The 20,600-nt window shown below is 68.0% G+C and carries 16 protein-coding genes; 7 read left to right on the forward strand and 9 right to left on the reverse strand.

Annotation, left to right across the window (positions count from 1 at the left end):
* Window positions 1-138: 138 nt before the first annotated feature.
* A complete protein-coding gene (locus SY91_RS05740) occupies window positions 139-1,416 on the forward strand; it encodes an MFS transporter (RefSeq protein WP_011544618.1) in 1,278 nt (425 codons plus the stop codon).
* A gap of 21 nt (window positions 1,417-1,437) precedes the next feature.
* Here SY91_RS05740 and SY91_RS05745 read toward each other — a convergent pair whose 3' ends face one another.
* From SY91_RS05745 to queA, 6 genes are all read right to left on the reverse strand, one after another.
* On the reverse strand, window positions 1,438-2,967 hold the full coding sequence (locus SY91_RS05745; RefSeq protein WP_260632418.1) for a S41 family peptidase: 1,530 nt from the start codon (window positions 2,965-2,967) through the stop codon (window positions 1,438-1,440).
* Window positions 2,968-3,172: 205 nt separating this feature from the next.
* The gene (gene secF, locus SY91_RS05750; protein WP_006476870.1) at window positions 3,173-4,123 is read right to left on the reverse strand and encodes a protein translocase subunit SecF; all 951 of its coding nucleotides are present in this window, start codon (window positions 4,121-4,123) and stop codon (window positions 3,173-3,175) included.
* Between the two features lie 18 nt (window positions 4,124-4,141).
* Window positions 4,142-6,151 carry a protein translocase subunit SecD gene (secD, locus tag SY91_RS05755; protein WP_185921106.1) on the reverse strand — a complete coding sequence of 670 codons (2,010 nt, stop codon included), beginning with the start codon at window positions 6,149-6,151 and terminating at the stop codon, window positions 4,142-4,144.
* A 106-nt stretch (window positions 6,152-6,257) separates the two neighbouring features.
* Window positions 6,258-6,581: a preprotein translocase subunit YajC gene (gene yajC / locus SY91_RS05760; RefSeq protein WP_006476868.1), complete on the reverse strand. Its 324-nt coding sequence runs from the start codon at window positions 6,579-6,581 to the stop codon at window positions 6,258-6,260.
* 237 nt (window positions 6,582-6,818) lie between these two features.
* Entirely contained in the window at window positions 6,819-8,006 is a 1,188-nt protein-coding gene (tgt, locus tag SY91_RS05765) for a tRNA guanosine(34) transglycosylase Tgt (protein WP_027807172.1), read from the reverse strand.
* A gap of 181 nt (window positions 8,007-8,187) precedes the next feature.
* A complete protein-coding gene (gene queA, locus SY91_RS05770) occupies window positions 8,188-9,255 on the reverse strand; it encodes a tRNA preQ1(34) S-adenosylmethionine ribosyltransferase-isomerase QueA (protein ID WP_124476117.1) in 1,068 nt (355 codons plus the stop codon).
* A 167-nt stretch (window positions 9,256-9,422) separates the two neighbouring features.
* On the opposite strand from queA, the gene recG reads away from it, so the two are divergent.
* The 6 genes from recG to ubiA all read left to right on the forward strand — a co-directional run bounded on the left by recG (window position 9,423) and on the right by ubiA (window position 17,575).
* Entirely contained in the window at window positions 9,423-11,744 is a 2,322-nt protein-coding gene (gene recG / locus SY91_RS05775; RefSeq protein ID WP_185921107.1) for an ATP-dependent DNA helicase RecG, read from the forward strand.
* A gap of 126 nt (window positions 11,745-11,870) precedes the next feature.
* Window positions 11,871-12,830: a LysR substrate-binding domain-containing protein gene (locus SY91_RS05780; RefSeq protein ID WP_023476994.1), complete on the forward strand. Its 960-nt coding sequence runs from the start codon at window positions 11,871-11,873 to the stop codon at window positions 12,828-12,830.
* Window positions 12,831-13,461: 631 nt separating this feature from the next.
* Window positions 13,462-15,648 carry a catalase/peroxidase HPI gene (katG, locus tag SY91_RS05785; protein WP_023476997.1) on the forward strand — a complete coding sequence of 729 codons (2,187 nt, stop codon included), beginning with the start codon at window positions 13,462-13,464 and terminating at the stop codon, window positions 15,646-15,648.
* Between the two features lie 102 nt (window positions 15,649-15,750).
* On the forward strand, window positions 15,751-15,897 hold the full coding sequence (locus tag SY91_RS05790; protein ID WP_023476998.1) for a hypothetical protein: 147 nt from the start codon (window positions 15,751-15,753) through the stop codon (window positions 15,895-15,897).
* 119 nt (window positions 15,898-16,016) lie between these two features.
* The gene (dpsA, locus tag SY91_RS05795) at window positions 16,017-16,505 is read left to right on the forward strand and encodes a non-specific DNA-binding protein DpsA (protein WP_006476862.1); all 489 of its coding nucleotides are present in this window, start codon (window positions 16,017-16,019) and stop codon (window positions 16,503-16,505) included.
* 206 nt (window positions 16,506-16,711) lie between these two features.
* Complete coding sequence (gene ubiA / locus SY91_RS05800; protein WP_011544625.1) at window positions 16,712-17,575, forward strand: 4-hydroxybenzoate octaprenyltransferase; 864 nt, start codon at window positions 16,712-16,714, stop codon at window positions 17,573-17,575.
* A 100-nt stretch (window positions 17,576-17,675) separates the two neighbouring features.
* Here the strand turns inward: ubiA and proC are convergent, their stop codons facing one another.
* From proC to glcF, 3 genes are all read right to left on the reverse strand, one after another.
* Window positions 17,676-18,488 carry a pyrroline-5-carboxylate reductase gene (proC, locus tag SY91_RS05805; RefSeq protein WP_023476999.1) on the reverse strand — a complete coding sequence of 271 codons (813 nt, stop codon included), beginning with the start codon at window positions 18,486-18,488 and terminating at the stop codon, window positions 17,676-17,678.
* Window positions 18,489-18,541: 53 nt separating this feature from the next.
* A complete protein-coding gene (locus tag SY91_RS05810) occupies window positions 18,542-19,240 on the reverse strand; it encodes a YggS family pyridoxal phosphate-dependent enzyme (RefSeq protein ID WP_012327932.1) in 699 nt (232 codons plus the stop codon).
* A 127-nt stretch (window positions 19,241-19,367) separates the two neighbouring features.
* On the reverse strand, window positions 19,368-20,594 hold the full coding sequence (gene glcF / locus SY91_RS05815) for a glycolate oxidase subunit GlcF (RefSeq protein ID WP_006476859.1): 1,227 nt from the start codon (window positions 20,592-20,594) through the stop codon (window positions 19,368-19,370).
* Window positions 20,595-20,600 lie beyond the last annotated feature (6 nt).

Raw genomic sequence — 20,600 nt, forward strand, 5'->3', positions numbered from 1 at the left:
TCCCGTTACCGGGGCGCGGCGGTTTTTTTGCGCGCCTATAATCGCCCGAGCGCCGCATGTGGCCATGCGGCGCCGGGCAGGCCGACGGCGCGACGGCGGCCGCCTCGAACAGAACGTACAACGACAAGGAGATCGCCGATGCATGCCGTCACGCAGTCCAGCTCCATTGCCTCGTCGCCGCGCGTGTGGCGCGCGGTGGTCGCCGCGTCGATCGGCAACGCGCTCGAGTGGTTCGATCTCGTCGTCTACGGCTTTTTCGCGGTGACGATCTCGAAGCTGTTTTTCCCGGCCGGCAACGACACCGTGTCGCTGCTGCTCACGCTCGGCACGTTCGGCGTGTCGTTCTTCATGCGCCCGCTCGGCGCGATCGTGCTCGGCGCGTATGCCGACCGCGCGGGTCGCAAGGCCGCGCTCACGCTGTCGATCCTGCTGATGATGGCCGGCACGCTGATCATCGCGGTGCTGCCGACCTACGGGACGATCGGCGTCGCCGCGCCGGTGATCCTCGTCGCCGCGCGGCTGATGCAGGGCTTCTCCGCCGGCGGCGAGTTCGGCAGCGCGACCGCGTTCCTCGCCGAGCACGTGCCGGGCCGGCGCGGCTTCTTCGCGAGCTGGCAGGTCGCGAGCCAGGGGCTCACGACGCTGCTCGCCGCGGGCTTCGGCACCGTGCTGAACGCGCAGCTCACGGCCGACCAGATGGCGTCGTGGGGCTGGCGCGTGCCGTTCTTCTTCGGGTTGCTGCTCGGGCCCGTCGCGTACTACATCCGCACCAAGGTCGACGAGACGCCCGAATTCCTCGCGGCCGAAGGCACCGCGAACCCGCTGCGCGATACGTTCGCGTCGCACAAGGCGCGCCTCGTCGCGGCGATGGGCGTGGTCGTGCTCGGCACCGTCGCGACCTATCTCGTGCTGTTCATGCCGACCTACGGCGTGAAGCAGCTCGGCCTCGCGCCGTCGGCCGCGTTTGCCGCGATTCTCGTGGTCGGCGTGATCCAGATGGCGTTCGCGCCGCTCGTCGGCCACTGGTCGGATCGCTACGGCCGCGTGCGCGTGATGATCGCGCCGGCCGTCGGCATCCTCGTGCTGATCTATCCGGCGTTCGCGTATCTCGTCGCGCATCCGGGCTTCGGCACGCTGATCGCGCTGCAGGTGCTGCTCGCGTTCCTGATGACCGGTTACTTCGCGGCGCTGCCGGGGCTGTTGTCCGAGGTGTTTCCGGTGCAGACGCGCACGACCGGGATGTCGCTCGCCTATAACGTCGCGGTGACGATCTTCGGCGGCTTCGGGCCGTTCATCATCGCGTGGCTGATCCGCGAGACCGGGATGAAGACCGCGCCGAGCTTCTATCTGATGTTCGCGGCCGTGCTGAGCCTCGCGGCGCTGGTCGTGCTGCGGCGGCGGTTCGGGTTTCGGTGAACGGGGGCGCGCGGCGGTGCGTCAGTTGCCGCCGCGCTCGCAGACCGGTTGCGCCGGCATCAGTTGCGCGGGCGCGGCGATGGTCTGCACCGGGCGGCCGGCGAGGGCATCGAGCGCCTGACGGAGCTGCCAGTCGGCCGTCGTGCCGAATGCGCGCTGCGGCAGCGCCGCGCTCCGCGCCGTATCGACCTTCGCGCGCACGCGCGCTTCGCGCAGCTTCTGCCGGGCCTTGCGCACCTGCGCGAACGGGTCGGGCGCCTGTCGGTCCGCATAGGGCGCGCGGGCGAGATCGACTTCCCGGTACCACAGCAGCACGCCGTCGACGTCCGCATCGCGGCGCGGCGGCACGAGCCAGTTCGGCACGACGCCGTAGCCGTCCATCGGGCAGCCGTTCGGCCGCAGATTGCGAGCGAACGTGAAATTCAGGCGCGTGCCGTCGATCAGGTCGACGCCCGTCTGCGCGAGCCCTTTCCCGTAGGTCGGCATGCCGAGCAGTGTCGCGCGGCCGAGATCCTTCAGCGCCGCCGCGGTCGCTTCGGCGGCCGACGCGCTCTGGCCGTCGACGAGCACCACGAGCGGTACGGTGCGCCACCAGTCGTCGGCCTGCAGCGGCGCGAGCGGATCCTGGCCGTGCATGACGGGCAATTCGTAGTCGGGCCAGTTGGTCGTGTAGCGGCGGCGGTGCGTGCCGTCGCGCTCGACCGTCACCATCGCGGTGCGGTCGCGTCCCGCGAACAGCGCGGTGATGCCGATCGCCGCATTCAGCGCGCCGCCGCCGTTGATGCGCAGGTCGAGGATCATCTGCTTCACCGGCGGCCCCGCGCGGCGCGCGGCCTGCACCGCATCGATATAGTCGCCGACCGCCGACTCCGGAAAGCTCGACAGCCGCGTGTACAGGATGTCGCCGTCGAGCCGCTTCGCGGTCGCCGGATGCGGCTTGACGATCGCGCGCACCGGCGCGAAGGTCAGCACCGCATGCTGCGGGCCGCGCTGCACCGTGAGCTTCAGCGGCACACCCGCGTCGCCCTTCGCGAGCTTCATCAACTCGCCGCCGTCGATGCCGACGACGCTCCTGTCGTTCATCGCGACGACGAGATCGTCGGGCCGCACACCGGCCTTTTCGGCCGGCGCATCGGGAATCACGTCGATGATGTGCAGCCCGTCGGGCCGCGTCTCGAACACGATGCCGATGCCCGGCGTGCCGTCGCGTGCGCGCCGCTCGTCGCCGCGCCGTTCCTGCTCTTCCTTCGCGTTGAAGAAGCGCGCGTACGGCAGCGTCTTGATGCCTTCGTGGGTCGCGGCGTCGAGCAGCGCGCCGATGTCGACGTCGGTCAGGTGTTGCCGCTTCAGCACTTCGACGGCCGCTTTGAGTTCGCAGAGCTGCGGTTCCCAGTCGGGCGGACAGGGTGACGGCAGTTGGGCGGCGGGCACCGAAGCAGGGGCAGGTGCAACGGCAGGCGGCGCGGATGCCGGTTGCGCACCGACGAGCGACGCATACGGGAACGCGGCTGCGACGGCTGCGCAGGCGGCGAGGCGACGAACGACACGCATGGGAAGCATCATCGGGACCGCACGCTCGGACGGATGGCGAGGGGTTTGCCCGGCCGGCATGCGACGGGGCAGGGCGGTGACGATTGTAGCCGACACCCGCGGCGACTCGACTGAGTCATCCGCGTGCCGTACCACGGTGAGCCGCGCATAAAAAAAGCCGACCCAGACGGGCCGGCTTTGCTTCGATGCCGAAACGGCGTGGCGCTTAAACCTGCGCGCCCGCGTTCGGATCGTCCGGATCGTGCGCGGTCTTCTTTTCCTTGACCAGATCTTCGCGCTTGATGCCGAGCCACATCGCGAGCGAGCCCGCGACGAACACCGACGAGTAGATGCCGAACATGATGCCGACCGTCAGCGCGAGCGCGAAGTAGTGCAGCGTCGGGCCGCCGAAGAAGAACATCGACAGCACCATCATTTCCGTCGACGTGTGCGTGATGATCGTGCGCGACATCGTGGTCGTGATCGCGTGGTTGATCACTTCCTGCACGCTCATCTTGCGTTCGCGGCGGAACGTCTCGCGGATCCGGTCGAAGATGACGACCGACTCGTTGACCGAGTAGCCGAGCACCGCGAGGATCGCCGCGAGCACCGCCAGCGAGAACTCCCACTGGAAGAACGCGAAGAAGCCGAGAATGATCACGACGTCGTGCAGGTTGGCGATGATACCCGCCACCGCGTACTTCCATTCGAAGCGGAACGACAGGTAGATCACGATGCCGATCACGACGCACGCGAGCGCGAGCAGACCGTCGGTCGCGAGCTCGCGGCCGACCTGCGGGCCGACGAACTCTACACGCTGCAGCGTGACGTCCGGGCTCTGCGCCTTCAGCGCGCCCATCACCTGGTCGCTCTGCTGCGCGGACGTGAGGCCTTCCTTCAGCTGCAGGCGGATCAGCACGTTGCGCGACGTGCCGAAGTTCTGCACCTGCGCGTCGGCATAGCCGAGCTTGCCGAGCGTCGCGCGCACGGGTTCGAGCTCCGCGGCCTGCTGGTACTGCACCTCGATCACCGTCCCGCCGGTGAATTCGACGGACAGGTGCAGCCCGCGGTGGAACAGGAAGAACACGGCGGCGAGGAACGTGACCAGCGAGATCACGTTGAACACCAGCGCGTGCCGCATGAACGGAATGTCTTTACGGATGCGGAAAAATTCCATGGCTTCGTCTCCGGGGCCTTATTGGGTCGAGCCCGGTTTCTTCGGCGACACGCCTTGCTGCGCGCGGTTGCGCAGCTGCGGCTTGCCGGCGCGCGGCGCGTTGCCCTTCGCGGGGGCGGCGCGCGCGGTGTCGGTCGATTCGTCCTCGTCGGTGAACGACGCGGCGGCAGCGGCGCCTTCCGGCTTCCACACCTGGCCGATCGCGAGCGACTTCAGCTTCTTGCGGCCGCCGTACCAGAGGTTGACGAGCCCGCGCGAGAAGAACACCGCGGAGAACATCGACGTCAGGATGCCGAGGCAGTGCACGATCGCGAACGCGCGAACCGGGCCCGAGCCGAACGCGAGCAGCGCGAGACCGGCGATCAGCGTCGTGACGTTCGAGTCGAGAATCGTCGCCCACGCATGCGCGTAGCCGGCCTGGATCGCGAGTTGCGGCGGCTGGCCGGCGCGCAGTTCTTCACGCACGCGCTCGTTGATCAGCACGTTCGAGTCGATCGCCATACCGAGCGCGAGCGCGATGGCCGCGATACCGGGCAGCGTCAGCGTCGCCTGCATCAGCGACAGCACGGCGACGAGCAGCAGCAGGTTCACCGACAGGCCGATCACCGACACCACGCCGAACAGCATGTAGTACGCGATCATGAACACGGCGATCGCGCAGAAGCCCCAGATCACCGAGTGGACGCCCATCTTGATGTTGTCGGCGCCGAGGCTCGGGCCGATCGTGCGTTCCTCGATGATGTCCATCGGTGCGGCGAGCGAGCCGGCGCGCAGCAGCAGCGCGAGATCGGCCGCGGCCTGCGGCGTCGGCTGGCCCGTGATCTGGAAGCGGTCGCCGAGTTCCGACTGGATCGTCGCGACCGTCAGCACTTCGCCCTTGCCCTTCTCGAACAGCACCATCGCCATCGGCTTGCCGATGTTGTCGCGCGACACCGTGCGCACCGCGCGGCCGCCCGCCGAATCGAGGCGGATGTTGACCGACGGACGCTGGTGTTCGTCGAAGCCGGCCGATGCGTCGATGATGCGGTCGCCGGTGAAGATCACGTCCTTCTTCAGCAGCACGGGCGCCTGGTTGCCCTGCGTGAACAGCTCCTCGCCCGGCGGCACGGGGTCGTTCGGGTTCGGGTGCGTGTTGATCGGGTCGGCCAGGCGCGCCTCGAGCGTCGCGGTGCGGCCGATGATGTCCTTCGCCTTCGCGGTGTCCTGCACGCCCGGCAGTTCGACGACGATGCGGTCGCTGCCTTGCTGCTGCAGGATCGGCTCGGACACGCCGAGCTCGTTCACGCGGTTGTGGAGCGTCGTCAGGTTCTGCTTGAGCGCGGCGTCCTCGACCGACTTCTGCACGGCCGGCGTGAAGGTGCCGACGACTTGCGTGCCGCCGCCGCCGGGCTGGGTCGCCCATTGCAGCTCGGTGATCGACGCGGCGAGCACCTTGCGGGCGTCTTCCGCCGTCTGCGCATCGCTGAAGTTGACGACCACGGATTGCTCGACGCGGCTCACGCCGCCGTCGCGGATGTTCTTGTCGCGCAGCAGCGAGCGCGCGTCGGACGCGTCGGAGTCGAGCTTCTTCGTGAGCGCGCCCGTCATGTCGACCTGGAGCAGGAAGTGCACGCCGCCGCGCAGGTCGAGGCCGAGATACATCGGCAGCGCGTGCAGGGCGGTCAGCCAGCGCGGCGACGCGCTCTGCAGGTTCAGTGCGACGACGTACTGCGGATCGTTCGGGTCGGCATTCAGCGACTTCTGCAGCAGGTCCTTGACGCGCAGCTGCGTATCGGTGTCCTTCAGGCGCACGCGGATGTTCGCGCTGGTCGCCGTGTTCTCGAAGGTGACGTCGTCCGGCTTGATCTGCGCGGACGCGAGTGCCGATTCGACCTGGGTCAGCGTGGTCGAGTCGAGCTTGACCGTGGCCTTGCCGCTCGACACCTGCACCGCCGGCGCTTCGCCGAAGAAGTTGGGCAATGTGTACAGAAGGCCGATGGCGAGCGCCACGACCATCACGACATATTTCCAGAGTGGATAACGATTCATGAGGGGGCCGAACGGGTGGTTGGCGTGAAAGCGTCGCGTCCGGCGCCGCGGCGGCCCACTCTCTCAGGCGGGCACGGCGCGGGGAGCCGGACGCTCGGTGAAAGCCTTACAGCGACTTGATCGTGCCCTTCGGCAGAATGGTCGTGACGGCAGCCTTCTGCACGGTGATTTCGGTGCCTTCGGCGATTTCGACGCCGATGTAGCCTTCGGTGACCTTCGTCACCTTGCCGACGAGGCCGCCGCTCGTGACGACTTCGTCGCCCTTCGCCATGGCCGCGAGCATGTTGCGGTGTTCCTTCTGACGCTTCATCTGCGGACGGATCATGATGAAGTACAGCACCGCGAACATCAGGATGAGCGGCAGGAAGCTCATCAGGCTCGATTCGGCGCCACCGGCGCCTTGCGCGAAGGCATTGGAAATGAACGGCACGTTGGTCTCTCCGTAGGGGAAGATCGAAAAATAAGCCGGTTATTCTACCACCGGCCCCATGCGCGAACGGATCGGCAAATGCGCTTTCGGATCAAGCTGTTAAAGCACGAACCGATACCGTTGCGACTTGTTTGGAAAGGTAATTGTAATGTTTGGCGGTCGCGACTGGCGATTTGAGTACGCCAATTAGTACTCGTCCTATGTGACTGGCCGCGGTGCGGGCCGCCGGCCGGCCCGTCAGTCGACCCCTCTCGCGCGATCCTCCGCGAAGCGCTGCCGGAATGCATCGAACGTATGCGTTTCGATCGCGTCGCGGATCTCGCTCATCAGCTGCAGGTAGTAGTGCAGGTTGTGGATCGTGTTCAGCTGCGCGCCGAGGATTTCGCCGACCCGGTGCAGGTGATGCAGATAGCCGCGCGAGAAGTTCTGGCACGTGTAGCAGGTGCAGGTCGAATCGAGCGGCTTCAACGAGTTCTTGTGCGTCGCGTTGCGGATCTTCACGTCGCCGAAGCGCGTGAAGAGCCACCCGTTGCGCGCGTTGCGGGTCGGCATCACGCAGTCGAACATGTCGATGCCGTTCGCGACGCCCTCGACCAGATCCTCCGGCGTGCCCACGCCCATCAGATAGTGCGGCTTGTTGGCCGGCAGCTTCGGGCCCACGTGCTGCAGCACGCGCATCATGTCTTCCTTCGGCTCGCCCACCGACAGCCCGCCGATCGCGAGGCCGTGGAAGCCGAGTTCCGCGAGGCCCGCGAGCGATTCGTCGCGCAGGTCCTCGAACATCCCGCCCTGGACGATCCCGAACAGCGCATTCGGGTTGCCGAGCCGGTTGAATTCGTCGAGCGAGCGCTTCGCCCAGCGCAGCGACATGCGCATCGAGTCGGCCGCTTCCTGGTGCGTCGTCGGTACGCCGTTGGTCGCGTACGGCGTGCACTCGTCGAACTGCATCACGACGTCGGAGTTCAGCACCTTCTGGATCTGCATCGACACTTCCGGCGACAGGAACAGCTTGTCGCCGTTGATCGGCGACGCGAACGTGACGCCGTCCTCGGTGATCTTGCGCAGGTCGCCGAGCGAGAACACCTGGAAGCCGCCCGAGTCGGTCAGGATCGGCTTGTTCCAGCCCATGAAGCCGTGCAGGCCGCCGTGCGCGTCGATCGTGTCGAGGCCCGGGCGCAGCCACAGGTGAAACGTGTTGCCGAGGATGATCTGGGCCTTGATCTCGTGCAGCTCGCGCGGCTGGATCGCCTTCACGGTGCCGTACGTGCCGACCGGCATGAAGATCGGCGTCTCGACCGTGCCGTGATTGAGCTTCACGCGGCCGCGGCGCGCGTGGCCGTCGGTCGTCAGCAATTCGAATTCGAGCCCGTTGGCCGGGCGGTCCTGCACGGGGGCGTGCGTATCGTGGGATGAACCTTCGGTCATCGTGTCGTGCTCCTTGCTACCGGAAAACAGTCCGGCGCATGTTGGAAACGCCGCTCGGGAAATCGGCGGCGGGGAAAAGCGGGTGCGCGCCAGCGTAGCGCGCACAACGTAAAAAAAACGGCACGGCGGCAGTGCGACGCGCCGGCCATCGTGCGCATCGAGCCGATGCCGTCGACTGCGCTTACGCGCCCGACGCCTCCGGCGTGTCGCGCCGCGTGAGCAGCATCGCGTCGCCGTAGCTGAAGAAGCGGTAGCGTTCTTCGATCGCGTGCCGGTACGCGGCGCGGATCGTCTCGACGCCCGCGAACGCGGACACCAGCATCAGCAGCGTCGACTTCGGCAGGTGGAAGTTCGTCACGAGCCGGTCGACCACGCGGAAACGGTAGCCGGGCGTGATGAAGATGTCGGTCTCGGCCTGCGTCGCCGCGAGCGGGCGCCCGGCCTCGTCGGCGCTGCGCGCCGCGGCTTCGAGCGCGCGCATCGACGTCGTGCCGACCGCGATCACGTTGCCGCCGCGCGCGCGGGTCGCGGCGATCTTGTCGACCAGCGACTGCGGCAGGTCGTACCACTCGCTGTGCATCTTGTGCTCGGCGATGTTCTCGACGCGCACCGGCTGGAACGTGCCGGCGCCGACGTGCAGCGTGAGCGTCGCGCGCTCGACGCCCATCGCGTCGAGCTTCTCCAGCAGCGGCTGGTCGAAATGAAGCCCGGCCGTGGGCGCGGCGACCGCGCCCGGGTTGCTCGCATAGACGGTCTGGTAGCGCGTCTCGTCGGTCGCATCGGCGTCGTGCTCGATATACGGCGGCAGCGGCAGCCGGCCATGCTGCTCGATCAGGTCGAGGCACGGCGCGGGGAAGTGCAGCGTGAAGAACGGCTCGACGCGCTCGCCGACCGTCACGTCGAACGCGTCGGCGAGGCGCAGCGTCGTGCCGGCGCCCGGCGACTTGCTCGCGCGGATCTGCGCGAGCGCCGTGTGCGTGCCGGTCACGCGCTCGATCAGCACCTCGACCTTGCCGCCGCTGGCCTTCTGGCCGAAGAAACGCGCCTTCAGCACCTTGGTATCGTTGAACACGAGCAGGTCGCCCGGCGCGATGCACGACGGCAGCTCGGCGAAATGGCGGTCGACGAGGCGCGCGGGCGCGACGCTGCCGTCGACCTCGAGCAGACGGCTCGCGGTGCGATCGGGCAGCGCGGTTTGGGCAATCAGCTCGGGCGGCAGATTGAAATCGAAATCTGAAAGCGTGAACATGCGGGCTGGTTCGAAGCGGCCGGCGGGCGTCGCCGGCAGGGCGGAAACGCGTAGTCGGCGCGCGCGAGCCGCTATGATGACGGGATGCGCGGCCTGGCCGGCGTCGTTCGTTCGGACGACGTGAAAGCCGCTATTGTACTTGCCTTGCGAAGCACCCAGACGATCCGATGCCTGTGTCACCACGCCGTTCCCCCGCTGCCGTTGCCGATTCCGCCGATCCGTTCGACGCGGACGATGCCGCGTCGCCCGCGCCGTCCGCATCGGGCCCCGGCGCCCGTCGCGCCGCCCCGAAGCGCGGCGCCGACGGCCGGCTCGCGCAGCCCACGGCGGCCGCGCCCGACGCCGAACCGGGCGCGGGCGGCGACGAAGCGGATGCGGCCGGCGCATCCGGCACGAAGCGCAAGAAGAAGCCGGCCGCCGACAAGCCCGTGAAAACCGCCGACAAGCTCGCGAAGCTCGGCCTCACGCGTTCGATCGATCTCGTGCTGCATCTGCCGATGCGCTACGAGGACGAGACCACGCTCACGCCGATCGGCGAGTTGCTGCCGGGCGGCATCGCGCAGACCGAAGGCGTCGTGTTCGACAACGAGGTCGCGTACCGGCCGCGTCGCCAGCTCGTCGTGAAGATCCGGGACGACGACGGCGAGCAGCTCGTGCTGCGCTTCCTGAACTTCTACGGGTCGCAGGTCAAGCAGATGGCCGTCGGCCAGCGGCTGCGCGTGCGCGGCGACGTGCGCGGCGGCTTTTTCGGGATGGAGATGGTGCATCCGGCCGTGCGCGTCGTCGAAGCCGATGCGCCGCTGCCGCAGGTGCTCACGCCTGTCTACCCGAGCACGGCCGGCGTGTCGCAGGCGTATCTGCGCAAGGCGATCGAGAACGCGGTCGAGCGCACGCCGCTGCCCGAACTGCTGCCGCCCGAGATCCAGCGCGATTACCTGAAGCCGCTCAACGTGCCGACGCTCGAGCAGGCGGTGCGTATCCTGCATCACCCGCGCGTCGATTCCGACGAAGCCGCGCTGATGGACGGCTCGCATCCGGCGTGGACGCGCATCAAGTTCGAGGAACTGCTCGCGCAGCAGTTGTCGCTGAAGCGCGCGCACGAAGAGCGCCGCACGCGCGCCGCGCCCGCGATGCCGCGCCGCACCGCGAGCGATGCCGACGCGCTGACCACGCGCCTGTACGCGGCGCTGCCGTTCACGCTGACGGGCGCGCAGGCGCGCGTCGTCGACGAGATCGCGCACGACCTCACGCTCGCGCACCCGATGCAGCGGCTGCTGCAGGGCGACGTCGGCAGCGGCAAGACGGTCGTCGCGGCGCTGGCCGCCACGCAGGCGATCGACGCCGGCTACCAGGCCGCGCTGATGGCGCCCACCGAAATCCTCGCGGAACAGCACGCGCGCAAGCTGCGCGCGTGGCTCGAGCCGCTCGGCGTCACGGTCGCGTGGCTCGCGGGCAGCCTGAAGGCGAAGGAGAAACGCGCGGCGATCGAGGCGGCCGCGCTCGGCACCGCGCAGCTCGTGATCGGCACGCACGCGATCATCCAGGACACGGTCGAATTCGCGCGGCTCGGCCTCGTGATCGTCGACGAGCAGCACCGCTTCGGCGTCGAGCAGCGTCTCGCGCTGCGCGCGAAGGCCGCGAACGCCGCCAACGGCGCACGCGACTTTCAGCCGCACCAGCTGATGATGTCGGCCACGCCGATCCCGCGCACGCTCGCGATGACGTATTACGCCGATCTCGAGGTGTCGACGATCGACGAGTTGCCGCCGGGCCGCACGCCGGTGCTGACGCGGCTGGTGGGCGACGCGCGGCGCGAAGAGGTGATCGCCCGCGTGCGCGAAGCCGCGCTGACCGGGCGCCAGGTGTACTGGGTGTGCCCGCTGATCGAGGAGAGCGAGACGCTGCAGCTGCAGACGGCCGTCGAAACCTACGAGACGCTCGCCGCGGCGCTGCCCGAACTGAAGGTCGGGCTCGTGCATGGCCGGCTGTCGCCGGCCGACAAGGCGGCCGTGATGGAGGCGTTCACGCGCAACGAAGTGCAGCTGCTGGTCGCGACGACGGTGATCGAGGTCGGCGTCGACGTGCCGAACGCGTCGCTGATGGTGATCGAGCACGCGGAGCGCTTCGGCCTCGCGCAGCTGCACCAGTTGCGCGGCCGGGTCGGGCGCGGCACCGCGGCGTCGGTGTGCGTCCTGCTGTACACCGGGCCGCTGTCGCTCACCGGCCGCGAGCGGCTGAAGACGATGCGCGAGACGACCGACGGCTTCGAGATCGCGCGGCGCGACCTCGAAATCCGGGGGCCCGGCGAATTCCTCGGCGCGCGCCAGTCGGGCGCGGCGATGCTGCGCTTTGCGAACCTCGAGACCGACGGCTGGCTAATCGACCCGGCCCGCGAGGCTGCGGCGCGGCTGATTGCCGCGTACCCCGAGGTCGTCACGCAGCATCTCGCGCGCTGGCTCGGTGCGCGCGAACAGTATCTAAAGGCCTGATCGACCGGCTCGGGGCCGGATCGAAAGCCGCCAGTCGACGCATCGCGATGCAGAGAAACTTGGCGAACCGGGGCCAACAGGTGTATAAATTAAACCTATCGCCTGTATATCTCTGATTGACCCACAATGACGCTGACTGAATTGAAATACATCGTCGCGGTTGCGCGCGAGCGGCATTTCGGCCGCGCGGCCGAAGCATGCTTCGTGAGCCAGCCGACGCTGTCGGTGGCGATCAAGAAGCTCGAAGACGAGCTCAACGTGCAGATTTTCGAGCGCGGCGCGAGCGAAGTGAGCGTGACGCCGATCGGCGACCAGATCGTGACCCAGGCGCAGCGCGTACTCGAGCAGACCTTCGCGATCAAGGAGATCGCGAAGCAGGGCAAGGACCCGCTCGTCGGCCCGTTCCGCCTCGGCGTGATCTACACGATCGGGCCGTACCTGCTGCCGACGCTCGTCAAGCAGATGATCCAGCGTGTTCCGCAGATGCCGCTGATGCTGCAGGAGAACTACACGCTGAAGCTGCTCGAACTGCTGAAGCAGGGCGAGATCGACGCCGCGATCATGGCGCTGCCGTTCCCCGAAACCGGCCTGATGGTGCGGCCGTTGTACGACGAGCCGTTCGTCGTCGCGCTGCCGGCCGGCCATCCGTGGGAGAAGCGCGACGAAATCGACGCCGAGGACCTGAAGCAGGAAACCATGCTGCTGCTCGGCAACGGCCACTGCTTCCGCGATCACGTGCTGGGCGTGTGTCCGGAACTGATGCGCTTCTCGCAGACGGCCGACGGCATCCAGAAGACCTTCGAGGGCTCGTCGCTCGAAACCATTCGCCACATGGTCGCGAGCGGCGTCGGCATCACCGTGCTGCCGCGGATGTCGGTCGCCGAGGTCGGTCCGCGCGCGAACGGCCCGGATGCCGAGCTGCTGTCGTACGTGCCGTTCAACGATCCGGTGCCCGATCGTCGCGTGGTGCTCGTATGGCGCAAGAGCTTCACGCGGATGCCCGCGATCGACGCGATCAGCGACGCGATTGCCGCGTGCGAGCTGCCGGGCGTCGCGAAGCTCGACATGCCGGCCACGATGAACTGACACTGACGCAGCTGCGCATGTACATGTGGAAGCGTGATGAACGGGGTCTTGTGACCCCGTTTATTTTTTCCTATCGCATAGATGAAATTTATCAAATTCAAATAATTGATAGATATTGATAGAATCCTCTACATGGATCGGCGTCAAGTCGACGTGCGGTCGGTGCGGGATGCACGATGAATGCAAGCGTCAAAGGAGGATGTCATGATGCGGTCGGTATTGCAGCACGCGCAGCGGAACGTCCCGTCGCGTGACATGGTCGTACATCGCGCCAGGGCGGCGGTTCGCAGCCTGCGTCCGATTGCGTTCGCGTACCTGGCGGACCGTGTGTATGGCGGATGAGTGCCGTCGCACCGGTCGTGTGTTCCCCCGATTAACTGTCGTCGAGCCATGAGGGAGCATTGCATGTCCGATGCACGCAGAACCACCCGCCTCGCCGGCACGACGACCGCCGGCAGCCGCTTCCCCGAGTGCCCCTGCGGCGCGTCGCAGCGGGAACGCGGGTCGCAGGCCGCGCACGACGTTCCGTAGTACGACCGGAGGAACCGCCTGTTCCGTTTCATCCCCCCGCAATGCTCCACGAACCGCGCCCGGCACGTGGGGGCCTACGAGCAAGACAAGGAGAAAAAGCATGTCGAACGAAACGAAGTGCCCGTTCAACCACACCGCAGGCAGCGGCACGACGAACAAGGACTGGTGGCCGAATCAGCTGAACCTCAACGTCCTGCATCGGCATTCGGCGCTGTCCGATCCGATGGACCCGGATTTCGACTACGCCGAGGCGTTCAAGAAGCTGGATCTCGCCGCGGTGAAGCAGGACCTGCACGCGCTGATGACGACGTCGCAGGACTGGTGGCCGGCCGACTTCGGCCACTACGGCGGCCTGTTCGTGCGCATGGCATGGCATAGCGCCGGCACGTACCGCACGGCCGACGGCCGCGGCGGCGCGGGCGGCGGGCAGCAGCGCTTCGCGCCGCTCAACAGCTGGCCGGACAACGTCAGCCTCGACAAGGCGCGTCGCCTGCTGTGGCCGATCAAGCAGAAGTACGGCCGCAACATCTCGTGGGCCGACCTGCTGATCCTGACCGGCAACGTCGCGCTCGAATCGATGGGCTTCAAGACGTTCGGCTATGCCGGCGGCCGCGCCGACACGTGGGAACCGGACGACGTCTACTGGGGCTCGGAAAAGATCTGGCTGGAACTGAGCGGCGGCCCGAACAGCCGCTACACGGGCAAGCGCGAGCTCGAAAGCCCGCTCGCCGCGGTGCAGATGGGCCTGATCTACGTGAACCCGGAAGGCCCGGACGGCAACCCCGACCCGGTCGCTGCCGCGCACGACATCCGCGAGACGTTCGCGCGGATGGCGATGAACGACGAGGAAACGGTCGCGCTGATCGCGGGCGGCCACACGTTCGGCAAGACGCACGGCGCCGGCCCGGCCTCGAACGTCGGCCCCGAGCCGGAAGCCGCGGGCCTCGAGGAGCAGGGGCTCGGCTGGAAGAGCACGTTCGGCACGGGCAAGGGCAAGGACACGATCACGAGCGGCCTCGAAGTCACGTGGACCTCGACGCCGACGAAGTGGAGCAACGACTTCTTCAAGCACCTGTTCAGCTACGAGTGGGAGCTCACGAAGAGCCCGGCCGGCGCGCACCAGTGGGTCGCGAAGGACGCCGGCGAAGTGATTCCCGATGCGTACGACGCGTCGAAGAAGCATCGTCCGACGATGCTGACGACCGACCTGTCGCTGCGCTTCGACCCGGCCTACGAAAAGATCTCGCGCCGCTTCTACGAGAATCCGGCCGAATTCGCCGACGCGTTCGCTCGCGCGTGGTTCAAGCTCACGCACCGCGACATGGGCCCCCGCGCCCGCTATCTCGGCCCGGAAGTGCCGGCGGAACACCTGCTGTGGCAGGACCCGATTCCGGCCGTCGATCACCCGCTGATCGACGCCGCCGACGTCGCCGCGCTGAAGGCGAAGGTGCTGGCCACGGGCCTGTCGGTGTCGCAGCTCGTGTCGACCGCATGGGCGTCGGCGGCCACGTTCCGCGGCTCGGACAAGCGCGGCGGCGCGAACGGTGCGCGCATCCGCCTCGCGCCGCAGAAGGACTGGGAAGTGAACCAGCCGGCGGCGCTGGCGGCGGTGCTCGAAACGCTCGAAGGCGTGCAGAAGGCGTTCAACGATGCGCAGACGGACGGCAAGAAGGTGTCGCTGGCCGACCTGATCGTGCTGGCCGGTGCGGCCGGCGTCGAGCAGGCGGCGAAGAACGCGGGCATCTCGATCTCGGTGCCGTTCGCGCCGGGCCGGATGGATGCGTCGCAGGAAGAAACCGACGTCGACGCGATGGCCGTGCTCGAGCCGGTGGCCGACGGGTTCCGCAACTACCTGAAGAGCGCTTACAAGACGCCGGCCGAGGCGCTGCTGGTCGACAAGGCCCAACTGCTGACGTTGACGGCGCCGGAGATGACCGTGCTGGTCGGCGGCTTGCGCGTGCTCGGCGCGAACGTCGGCGACTCGAAGCACGGGGTGTTCACCGATCGTCCGGGCACGCTGTCGAACGACTTCTTCGCGAACCTGCTCGACATGGGTACGGAGTGGAAGCCGGTGTCGGCCGCGAGCGACGTGTTCGAAGGGCGTGATCGCGCGACGGGCGCAATCAAGTGGACCGGCACGCGCGTCGACCTGATCTTCGGCTCGCACTCGCAACTGCGCGCGCTGGCCGAGGTGTACGGCAGCGCGGATGCGCAGGAGAAGTTCGTGCGCGACTTCGTCGCCGCCTGGAGCAAGGTGATGAACCTCGACCGCTTCGACCTCGCATGAACCTGGCCGCATCCTGATGCGGTGATGCAGTAACGTGAAACGGCCGGTCCAGCGACCGGCCGTTTCTTCTCTGAACGATGTCTTGTCAAAGGAGTGACGACCATGACGCAAATGATGCTCGACATGCGTGCCGCAGCGTCGCCCATTCTGCGATCGCCGGGCGAGCTGGCGCGCTACGTCGTCGGCTTCGCGATCGTCGTCGGCGGGGCGGTGGAGCTGGTCTCGCAGACGCTGCACGCGCTCGCGTAGTGCGACGATGGGTTCGCGACGCTAGACTGGCGAGTCGCGAACGGATGCCGCGCGACGCGGCATGCGGATTGCTCGACGCATTTTCGCCGGTTCAACATTTCGAATGAGGAGTCCCGAAGATGGCCAAGAAAGGCAACGCCACGCAGATCAACATCGGCATCAGCGACAAGGACCGCAAGAACATCGCGGACGGCCTGTCGCGCCTGCTCGCCGATACCTTTTCGCTGTACCTGAAGACCCACAATTTCCACTGGAACGTGACCGGACCGATGTTCAACACGCTGCACCTGATGTTCGAGGAGCAGTACAACGAACTGTGGCTCGCGGTCGATTCCGTCGCCGAGCGCATTCGCACGCTGGGCGTCGTCGCGCCCGGCACGTTCGGCGAGTTCGCGAAACTGTCGTCGGTGCCGGAAGCGAAGGGCGTGCCGGCCGCCGAGGAGATGATCCGCCAGCTCGTCGAAGGGCACGAGACCGTGGTGCGCACCGCGCGCGAAATCTTCCCGATCGCCGACGCGGCGAGCGACGAGCCGACCGCCGACCTGCTCACGCAGCGGCTGCAGACGCATGAAAAGACCGCATGGATGCTGCGGTCGCTGCTCGCGTAAGCCCGGTGCGGCCGGGGACCGGAAGGCGGACCGCTCCGGGTGGGCTTTGAATCTGGCCCCTGATTGATGCACGCCGCTGCCGGCCGTGCGCAGCGGGCTGCGGCGGCCCGCCGGCCCGCCGCGGCCGCCGGCTGAGGGTCGCGCCGACATGACGCGAAGCACCGCTCGGCTCTAAAATGCCGGGATTCTCTTCCCGGTGCTTCGCCATGCTTGCCCGCTTTCCCCTGTATCTGCGGCTCGTCCGGATGGACAAGCCGATCGGCAGCCTGCTGCTGCTGTGGCCGACGCTCAACGCGCTGTGGATCGCGTCGGACGGCCGCCCGCGCTGGCCGCTGCTCGTGATTTTCACGCTCGGCACGCTGCTGATGCGCTCGGCCGGCTGCGCGATGAACGACTACGCCGACCGCGATTTCGACCGCCACGTGAAGCGCACGGCCGACCGGCCGCTGACGTCGGGCAAGATCCGCGCATGGGAAGCCGTCGCGATCGCGGTGGGGCTGTCGTTCATCGCGTTCCTGCTGATCCTGCCGCTCAATACGCTGACCAAGGAATTGTCCGTCGTCGCGCTGTTCGTCGCCGGCTCCTACCCGTTCATGAAGCGCTTCTTCGCGATTCCGCAGGCGTATCTGGGCATCGCGTTCGGCTTCGGCATCCCGATGGCGTTCGCGGCCGTGCAGGACACGGTGCCGATGCTGGCGTGGGTGATGCTGGTCGCGAACATCTTCTGGTCGGTCGCGTACGACACCGAATATGCGATGGTCGATCGCGACGACGACATCAAGATCGGCATCCGCACGTCCGCGCTGACGTTCGGCCGTTTCGACGTCGCGGCCGTGATGGCGTGCTACGCGGCGACGCTCGGCATCTACGTGTGGATCGGCGTGACGCTCGGCTTCGGCCTCGCGTACTGGGTGGGCTGGGCGGCGGCGGTCGGCTGCGCGCTCTATCACTACACGCTGATCAAGGATCGCGAACGGATGCCGTGCTTCGCGGCGTTTCGCCACAACAACTGGCTGGGCGGCGTGCTGTTCGCGGGCATCGCCGCGCATTACCTGCTGGCGGGCAACTGAACGGCACACCGCGCATGCTTGCGCGCGGCGCCAACGAAAAAGCGACCTGACGGTCGCTTTTTTACGTCTCGCGCCGGCACGACCGGCGCCGCCGTCGCGCTTACGCGCGGCCGAGTTCGTCGCCCATTTCCTTCGCGCGCGCTTCGGCCGCGAGGGCGCCGCGCACGATCGCTTCCTTCACGCCCTGCGCGTCGAACGCCGCGAGCGCGGCGGCCGTCGTGCCGCCCTTGGACGTCACGCGTTCGCGCAGCACGCTCGCCGGTTCGCCCGACTGCGCGGCGAGTTGCGCGGCGCCGGTGAACGTCGCGACCGCGAGCGCGCGGCCCTGCTCGTCGTTCATGCCGAGGCGGCGCGCGGCTTCCTGCAGCGCTTCGATGAAATAGAACACGTACGCGGGGCCGCTGCCCGAAATCGCGGTGACCGCGTCGAGTTGCGCTTCGTCGTCGAACCACACGATCTCGCCGACCGCGCCGAGCACACTCGACGCGAGTTCGCGGCCCGCCGCATCGACGCCCGGCAGCGCGGCCAGGCCCGTCACGCCCATGCCGACCAGCGCGGGCGTGTTCGGCATCGTGCGCACGACGCGCGCGTAGCCGCCGAGCCAGCGGGCCAGATCCGTGCCGCGGATGCCGGCCGCGATGCTGATCACGAGTTGCGACTTCAGGTGCGGCGCGAGCGCCTGCGCGACGTCGTGCAGCACCTGCGGCTTCACCGCGAGCACGATCGCGTCGTAGTCGGCGAGCGTCGCGTCGACGGCCGCGCCGGTGCGGATGCCGAACTGCTGCGCGGCGCGCGCGCGGACGTCTTCGTTGACGTCGATGGCATACAGGCCGTCCGCGGCGACGCCGCGCTTGATCAGGCCGCCGATCAGGGCCGCGGCCATGTTGCCGCCGCCGATGAATGCGATTTTCATGATGTCGGGAATGAGCGAGTGAGTGAACGAAAAGGCGGAAAAGGGCGCGGCGTTCAGTGCGCGTAATCGCGCGCGCCGAAGATCGCGGTGCCGACGCGCACGATCGTCGCGCCTTCGAGGACGGCCGCGTCGAGATCGGCGGACATGCCCATCGACAGCGTGTCGAGCGGCAGGCCGTCGGCGCGCAACGTGTCGAACAACGCGCGCAGTGCGCGATGTGGCGCGCGTTGCGCGTCGGTGTCGTCGGCCGGTTCGGGAATCGCCATCAGGCCGCGCAGCCGCAGCGACGGCAGCGCGGCGACCGCCCGCGCGACCTCGGCCACGTCGGCCGGCGCGACGCCGCTCTTCGACGCCTCGCCGCTGATGTTCACCTGCACGCACACGTTGAGCGGCGGCAGGTGCGCGGGGCGCTGTTCCGACAGGCGCTGCGCGATCTTCAGCCGGTCGACCGAATGGACCCAGTCGAAGCGTTCGGCGACGGGGCGCGTCTTGTTCGATTGCAGCGGCCCGATGAAATGCCATTCGAGGCTCGCGCGCAGGTCGGCGAGCGCGTCGATCTTGTCGATCGACTCCTGCACGTAGTTCTCGCCGAACGCATGCTGCCCGGCCGCATGCGCAGCGCGCACGTCGTCGGCCGGGAACGTCTTCGACACGGCGAGCAGCGAGACGGTGGCGGGATCGCGGCCGGCCGCGCGGGCGGCGTCGGCGATGCGGCGGTGAACGGAGGCGAGGCGGGCGGCGAGATCGGACATGACGGGCACGAGAGCAGGCACGGAAGCAGCACGGAAGCGGGCATGAAGCCGATGCGCCGCGACACGCGGCGCATCGATCCGCTCATTATACGGACGCCGCGCTCCCGGCCGTTACGCGGGAACGCGCCTAGCCGTACAGCAAATGCTCGACGAGCTGGACCCAGTGGGCGACCGGCACCTGCGTGCCGCTCTGCAGGTGCGCGATGCAGCCGATGTTGCCGGACACGATCATCTGCGGCTCGAGCGCCTGCAGCTTCAGCAGCTTCTGCTTGCGCAACCGGTACGACAGCGACGGCTGCGTCAGCGAGTAGGTGCCGGCCGAGCCGCAGCACAGGTGGCTGTCGGCCGGCAGCCGCACGTCGATGCCGAGCGTCTCCAGCAGGCGCTCGACCTTGCCGCGCGACTGCTGGCCGTGCTGCAGCGTGCACGGCGGGTGATAGGCGACCGTATGGATCGCGCGGCGCCGCGCGATCGTCGCGAGTTCGGCCTCGAACGCGAGCAGCACGTCGGAGACGTCGCGCGTCAGCGACACGATGCGCTGCGCCTTCTCCGCGTAGGCCGGATCGTCGCGCAGCAGGTGCGCGTATTCGAGCACCGTCGCGCCGCAGCCCGACGCGTTCATCACGATCGCCTCGACGCCCTGTTCGACGTGGGGCCACCACGCGTCGATGTTGCGGCGCGCGTCGTCGAGCGCTTCGTCGTGATAGTTCAGGTGCAGGCGGATCGCGCCGCAGCAGCCCGCGTCGGGCGCGACGACCGTCTCGATGCCGAGCGCGTCGAGCACGCGCGCGGTCGCGATGTTGATGTTCGGCAGCATCGACGGCTGCACGCAACCGCCGAGCATCAGCATCTTGCGCGGATGCGTGCGGTGCGGCCATTCGAGCAGCCGGGTGCGCGGCGGCACCTTGTCGCGCAGCCGCTTCGGCAGCAGCGGCCGCACGTGCTGGCCGAGCCGCATCATCGGCGAGAACAGCGCCGCGTTCGGCACGACGCTCGCGAGCACGCGGCGCATCAGCCGCTGCTGGGCGGGGCGCTCCACCTGCGCCTCGACGTGCTTGCGCCCGATCTCGACGAGCCGGCCGTACTGGACGCCGGACGGGCAGGTCGTCTCGCAACTGCGGCACGTGAGGCAGCGGTCGAGATGCTGTTGCGTGCTGCGCGTGACGGGGGCGCCTTCGACCATCTGCTTGATCAGGTAGATGCGGCCGCGCGGGCCGTCGAGTTCGTCGCCGAGCAGTTGATAGGTCGGGCAGGTCGCGGTGCAGAACCCGCAGTGCACGCACTTGCGCAGGATCGCGTCGGCCTCGTCGCCGTCGGGCGTATTGCGGATGAAATCGGCGAGATTCGTTTGCATCCAGCC

Origin of the sequence: Burkholderia cenocepacia, from assembly GCF_014211915.1 — a bacterium.
Lineage (GTDB): Bacteria > Pseudomonadota > Gammaproteobacteria > Burkholderiales > Burkholderiaceae > Burkholderia > Burkholderia orbicola.

Coding starts and splice junctions, on each gene's coding strand:
- SY91_RS05740 (WP_011544618.1), top strand. CDS start 139: ATGCATGCCGTCACGCAGTCCAGCTCCATTGCCTCGTCGCCGCGCGTG.
- SY91_RS05745 (WP_260632418.1), bottom strand. CDS start 2,967: ATGCGTGTCGTTCGTCGCCTCGCCGCCTGCGCAGCCGTCGCAGCCGCG.
- secF (WP_006476870.1), bottom strand. CDS start 4,123: ATGGAATTTTTCCGCATCCGTAAAGACATTCCGTTCATGCGGCACGCG.
- secD (WP_185921106.1), bottom strand. CDS start 6,151: ATGAATCGTTATCCACTCTGGAAATATGTCGTGATGGTCGTGGCGCTC.
- tgt (WP_027807172.1), bottom strand. CDS start 8,006: ATGACCGAAGGTTCATCCCACGATACGCACGCCCCCGTGCAGGACCGC.
- queA (WP_124476117.1), bottom strand. CDS start 9,255: ATGTTCACGCTTTCAGATTTCGATTTCAATCTGCCGCCCGAGCTGATT.
- recG (WP_185921107.1), top strand. CDS start 9,423: ATGCCTGTGTCACCACGCCGTTCCCCCGCTGCCGTTGCCGATTCCGCC.
- SY91_RS05780 (WP_023476994.1), top strand. CDS start 11,871: ATGACGCTGACTGAATTGAAATACATCGTCGCGGTTGCGCGCGAGCGG.
- katG (WP_023476997.1), top strand. CDS start 13,462: ATGTCGAACGAAACGAAGTGCCCGTTCAACCACACCGCAGGCAGCGGC.
- SY91_RS05790 (WP_023476998.1), top strand. CDS start 15,751: ATGACGCAAATGATGCTCGACATGCGTGCCGCAGCGTCGCCCATTCTG.
- dpsA (WP_006476862.1), top strand. CDS start 16,017: ATGGCCAAGAAAGGCAACGCCACGCAGATCAACATCGGCATCAGCGAC.
- ubiA (WP_011544625.1), top strand. CDS start 16,712: ATGCTTGCCCGCTTTCCCCTGTATCTGCGGCTCGTCCGGATGGACAAG.
- proC (WP_023476999.1), bottom strand. CDS start 18,488: ATGAAAATCGCATTCATCGGCGGCGGCAACATGGCCGCGGCCCTGATC.
- SY91_RS05810 (WP_012327932.1), bottom strand. CDS start 19,240: ATGTCCGATCTCGCCGCCCGCCTCGCCTCCGTTCACCGCCGCATCGCC.
- glcF (WP_006476859.1), bottom strand. CDS start 20,594: ATGCAAACGAATCTCGCCGATTTCATCCGCAATACGCCCGACGGCGAC.